The sequence below is a fragment of the Salimicrobium humidisoli genome, assembly GCF_002295105.1.
GTDB lineage: Bacteria > Bacillota > Bacilli > Bacillales > Halobacillaceae > Salimicrobium > Salimicrobium humidisoli.
The window spans coordinates 1-4,234 of record NZ_NSGH01000042.1 but is presented as its reverse complement, the minus strand read 5'-3'; the positions used below and the strand labels follow the sequence as shown (position 1 = coordinate 4,234).

Annotated in this window: 3 protein-coding genes and 1 pseudogene; 3 read left to right on the top strand and 1 reads right to left on the bottom strand. The window is 39.8% G+C overall.

Going from position 1 to position 4,234, the window contains the following annotated elements; translation table 11 throughout:
• Positions 1-593: 593 nt before the first annotated feature.
• From CKW00_RS13360 to istB, 3 genes and pseudogenes are all read left to right on the top strand, one after another.
• A pseudogene (locus CKW00_RS13360) lies at positions 594-1,238 on the top strand (DNA/RNA non-specific endonuclease); the annotation flags it as partial.
• 571 nt (positions 1,239-1,809) lie between these two features.
• Positions 1,810-3,042: an IS21 family transposase gene (gene istA, locus CKW00_RS13355; RefSeq protein ID WP_095822975.1), complete on the top strand. Its 1,233-nt coding sequence runs from the start codon at positions 1,810-1,812 to the stop codon at positions 3,040-3,042.
• Entirely contained in the window at positions 3,039-3,800 is a 762-nt protein-coding gene (istB, locus tag CKW00_RS13350; protein ID WP_095822972.1) for an IS21-like element helper ATPase IstB, read from the top strand. The genes istA and istB overlap by 4 nt, the downstream gene beginning before the upstream one ends.
• On the opposite strand, the gene CKW00_RS13345 is transcribed toward istB, so the two are convergent.
• Positions 3,787-4,026: a PspC domain-containing protein gene (locus tag CKW00_RS13345; RefSeq protein WP_233129790.1), complete on the bottom strand. Its 240-nt coding sequence runs from the start codon at positions 4,024-4,026 to the stop codon at positions 3,787-3,789. The genes istB and CKW00_RS13345 overlap by 14 nt on opposite strands.
• Positions 4,027-4,234: the final 208 nt, after the last annotated feature.

Below are 4,234 nucleotides of genomic sequence, written 5' to 3'. Positions count from 1 at the left end.
TTTTGTCCTATACTTGTAGACATAGGTAGGGGATCCCCTTTCATGAGTTGATTTGGTCGTTAACTATGAGGATACCCTACCTCTTTTTTTGTCTTCAAGAGCTTTACACAAACTATTGTACGTCATCAATCAATTCCTATTTGTTCTAAATATGTAAAGTAATATTTCAAAGCTGTACAGTAAGTCTGTAGAGTATTGCTACTACTCTCCTGGTTATAGTGATATTTCATGTACTTTGCAACGGGTTCAACGGGTAATCCATTTGAATCAATTAGCAGATATACTTTTCTATTCCCAATCAATATTTGTTCTACCTTCATGAAAACATCTCCAACCAATTATAATTTACGATAGTGCTTCTCCTTATATAAGGATTACCGTTATTTTCGTTTCTTTAAGATCCTCAAACTATCGTTTCTGCGGAGTGCTGCCCTCGCACCGAAGCTACGTCCTCAAAAGACAAACAAACGTTCCTGTATATTGTTACATTTTGTACTTATTAAACCCTATATTCAACCATTATTTATTCAATTAATTATGTAAAAAAAGGGGGTAAGTAGCCTTCATAATAGACTGATTACCCAATGGAATAGTATCTTAATTTAACCAATGAACACGGGCAGCTCGTCAAAGTCGTAGCTGAGGAAATCATCCCTCAGGATGACGCCTCGGAACCTGTGCTGTCGAACGGCAGGTACTTCTGGGATGAAGCTAAGGTCCCCGGTGTGGAAAGCGATACCCTTGATGAAGGACACGTCATTGCGGATTCTCTCGGAGGCGTATCCAATGCGTATAATATTACGCCTCAGGAAAGTACGTTGAATCGGCACGGGGATCAGGCGTACCTGGAAGACGCCATCCGAAACGCTGGAGGGGCGACGGATTTTGAAGCCATCATTACGTACCCGGATACGGAGACACAGATTCCTTCGAAGTATCAATATACTTATACGATTCAAGGAAATGAAGTCGTGGACACTTTTGATAACGTGAATCCGGATGACGTGAATGAGGCTCTCGGTCTGACCGAGGATGATGATTCCTCCGAGTCCTCTCCTTCTTCTGATGCCACCAGCACGGTGGAAGAAGAGGATGTTTCCAGCGTAGATGCGAATGGCAATGGCCAAGTGACCATTCAAGAGGCCAAAGATGCTGGTTTCTCTATGCCGATTACCAGCGATCACTGGTTGTATAAATACATGCAGGATAGAGATGGTGATGGAACGGTTGGAGAATGAACCTCTATAAGAGGCGGAAAAGAACGTTCTCTGTCAGTCTCGAAGAATAAGAGAAGTAATACGAGAGAAGGGCGTTCCCCTTCTCTTTTTATGTTTATCGTTTACAAAGAATAAACGTCTATGACTTCCTCCCTATTGCACAAAGGGAGGGTTTGCAATGATCGAATAACCTCTTAGTCCCCCACCTTCTCGTTACCTATTTTCATATTTCTTCCGTGATTATTAACACAATATCACATTAACTCAATAGCACAGTAACACAATAACTCAATGTTTGATTAATAATACCCCGGATATCCACGCTTTACTGTAAACATGAAAAATCCATTTTGAAAAAAGATTGATCAAAATGGATTCTATCCTTTGTTAAGTAGTATGCAATTTTTATAAAAAGTTTGACTTTTTTCTACTTGGGATCTTCCTCAATTGCACCCAGTTGCAGAACTGCCTAATTTATAACGATGGCTTTGTGAACAACGGTGATAAAATCCCTTATAACAACGGTTTCAAATTCCCCAATAATAACAGATAATCATTTCTATACTAGATAAAGATGTGGAGTGTAGGAATGATGATCAAGATTGGGGAGTTTTTTATGATCCGAGAGTTACACCAAAAAGGGTGGTCCATCACAGCTATTTCAAAGGAAACGGGATTTGATCCTAAGACCATCCGGAAATACATAAAGACAGATGAATTACCGAAAAAGCAGAAAAGCCTGGATAGAGGGAGTAAATTGGATCCATTTAAGGATTATCTGAAAAAACGTATCAAGGAAGGAACCACGAATTGCACCGTTCTCTTAGATGAAATCATAGCGATGGGATATGAAGGGAGAATTACAATCCTTCGGGATTTTGTTCGTCCTTACCGATCTCGTCCTAAGAAACAAGCGACAATGAGATACGAAACCACTCCTGGGAAGCAAGCTCAAATGGATTGGGGCCATGTAGGAAAATTTGACGTGGATGGTGATGGGAAAGAAATCTACGCATTTACAATGGTACTGAGTTATTCCCGAATGAAGTATGTGGAATTTACGGATAACATGAATTTAGAAACATTAATGAAGTGTCATATGAATGCCTTTGCCTACTTCAACGGAGTGCCTGAACAAATTCTTTATGACAACATGAAAACGGCTGTCATTAAACATACGCCCGTTGAAATCCGGTTTAACCGTAAATTTGAAGAGTTTCTGGCTTACTATGGAATCGCTCCAAAAGCTTGTAAACCATATCGACCGCAAACCAAGGGGAAAGTCGAAAATGTGGTGGGGTACGTTAAGAAGAATTTCCTGCAGCGTAAGCACAAACCCACGTTAAGAGCTTTAAATGAAGATATGAGGAAATGGCTAGATAAGACGGCGAATCGAAAGATTCATCAGACTACAATGGAAGCACCTCTAACTCGCTTCCAACATGAGCAAAAATATTTGAGTGCTTCTAACAGCAAACCACTGTTTCCTATGAATCACTGGGAAATCAGAACCGTGAGTAAAGACTGTTTTATCTCTTACCAAGGGAAACGATATTCCGTACCTTTCCGGTACGTTGGTAAGGAACTAAAAATTAAAGAGACACTTGATCATCACCTTGAAGTCTACGATTCCTACGAATGCATCGCCAAGCATCCACTAATGACAGGAAAAGCTCGAGACCATATTAATCTTGAACATTATAAAGGACTGCACACGACTACTGTTGGTTTGCCGACCCACAGCCGTTTACAGTCCTCTGACATAGAAGTGGAACGACGTTCCCTTCACATGTATGAGCAACTTGAAGGCGGTGACCAAGAATGAACACGGACCTTCTCGTTGAACGCTTACATCAGATTGGTTGGCATTATACAGCCAATCACATCGATGGTCTTCTCGAAGACGCATCTAAAAATAATGTACCATACTCAGACTTCTTATTCACTCTTTTATCTCAAGAAATGGAACAGAAAGAAAAAATAGAGTTGGAGAAACGAATTAAAAAAGCTAAGCTTCCTTATATCAAGAGCATCCATGACTTTAATTTTAGTTTTCAACCTAGTGTAGATGAACGCAGGGTGAAAGAAGTCTTATCTGGACGGTATATTCATCATGGAAATAACATTCTCCTTTTGGGTCCCCCAGGTGTAGGCAAGACACATTTGGCTATTTCCATGGCTTTTGAGGCTTTAACCCAAGGCCATCAAGCTTTATTTATTACAGCAAATGACTTTATAGCTGAGTGCCAGAAAGCAGATAAACAAGGAGTAATCCAACGGATTATTAAACGTTACAGTCGTCCAGAATTATTGATCATGGATGAAATCGGATATTTTTCTTTTGATGAACTCAGTGCGCACACACTCTTTCAAATCATATCCAGGAGATACGAGCATGGAGCTATGATTGTGACATCTAACAAGTCCTACGTGGAATGGGGAAAGATTTTTGGTGACGAAGTATTAGCTACAGCTATCCTTGATCGACTCATTCATCATTCCACCACCTTTAATATTAAAGGGGATTCCTATCGATTACGGGAAAAGAAAAAAGCTGGCATACAGCCAACTAACCTGCGGTGATATCAGGGAATTTGATTTCGTTGAAATCAGGGAATTTCAAACCGTTGTTGACAGGCTTTTCATCCAAGCCCCAAACCAAAAATATATAAACCCAAAAAGAGACGCCAAAGGTAAAGAGAAATATTACTCGCACAATGAAAGATGATATACCAAGATACTCTGCTATACCCCCACAAACTCCGTACAATTCTCTATCAGTTGATGATTTAGTTAATTTATGACGCATAATAAATCCCCTTCTTCTTTAACAATCTGGCCCGTTTCAGGCATAGTGCTTCTTCCACAACTGAATATACTCTTCTCACCCCTCCCTCTTTAAATTAACGTTTTCTTAGAATTTCTTCGTTTTTCGTCCATTTTCTTTAGAACTATAGAAGTTTATGGTTGCGGTCGAAACCTTTATATGAAAATAAAGGGGATATTTGGAATATGGG

Bases quoted from the DNA above. Each gene is read 5' to 3' on its own strand.
- istA (WP_095822975.1), top strand. From the start codon at position 1,810: ATGATCAAGATTGGGGAGTTTTTTATGATCCGAGAGTTACACCAAAAA.
- CKW00_RS13345 (WP_233129790.1), bottom strand. From the start codon at position 4,026: ATGCGTCATAAATTAACTAAATCATCAACTGATAGAGAATTGTACGGA.
- istB (WP_095822972.1), top strand. From the start codon at position 3,039: ATGAACACGGACCTTCTCGTTGAACGCTTACATCAGATTGGTTGGCAT.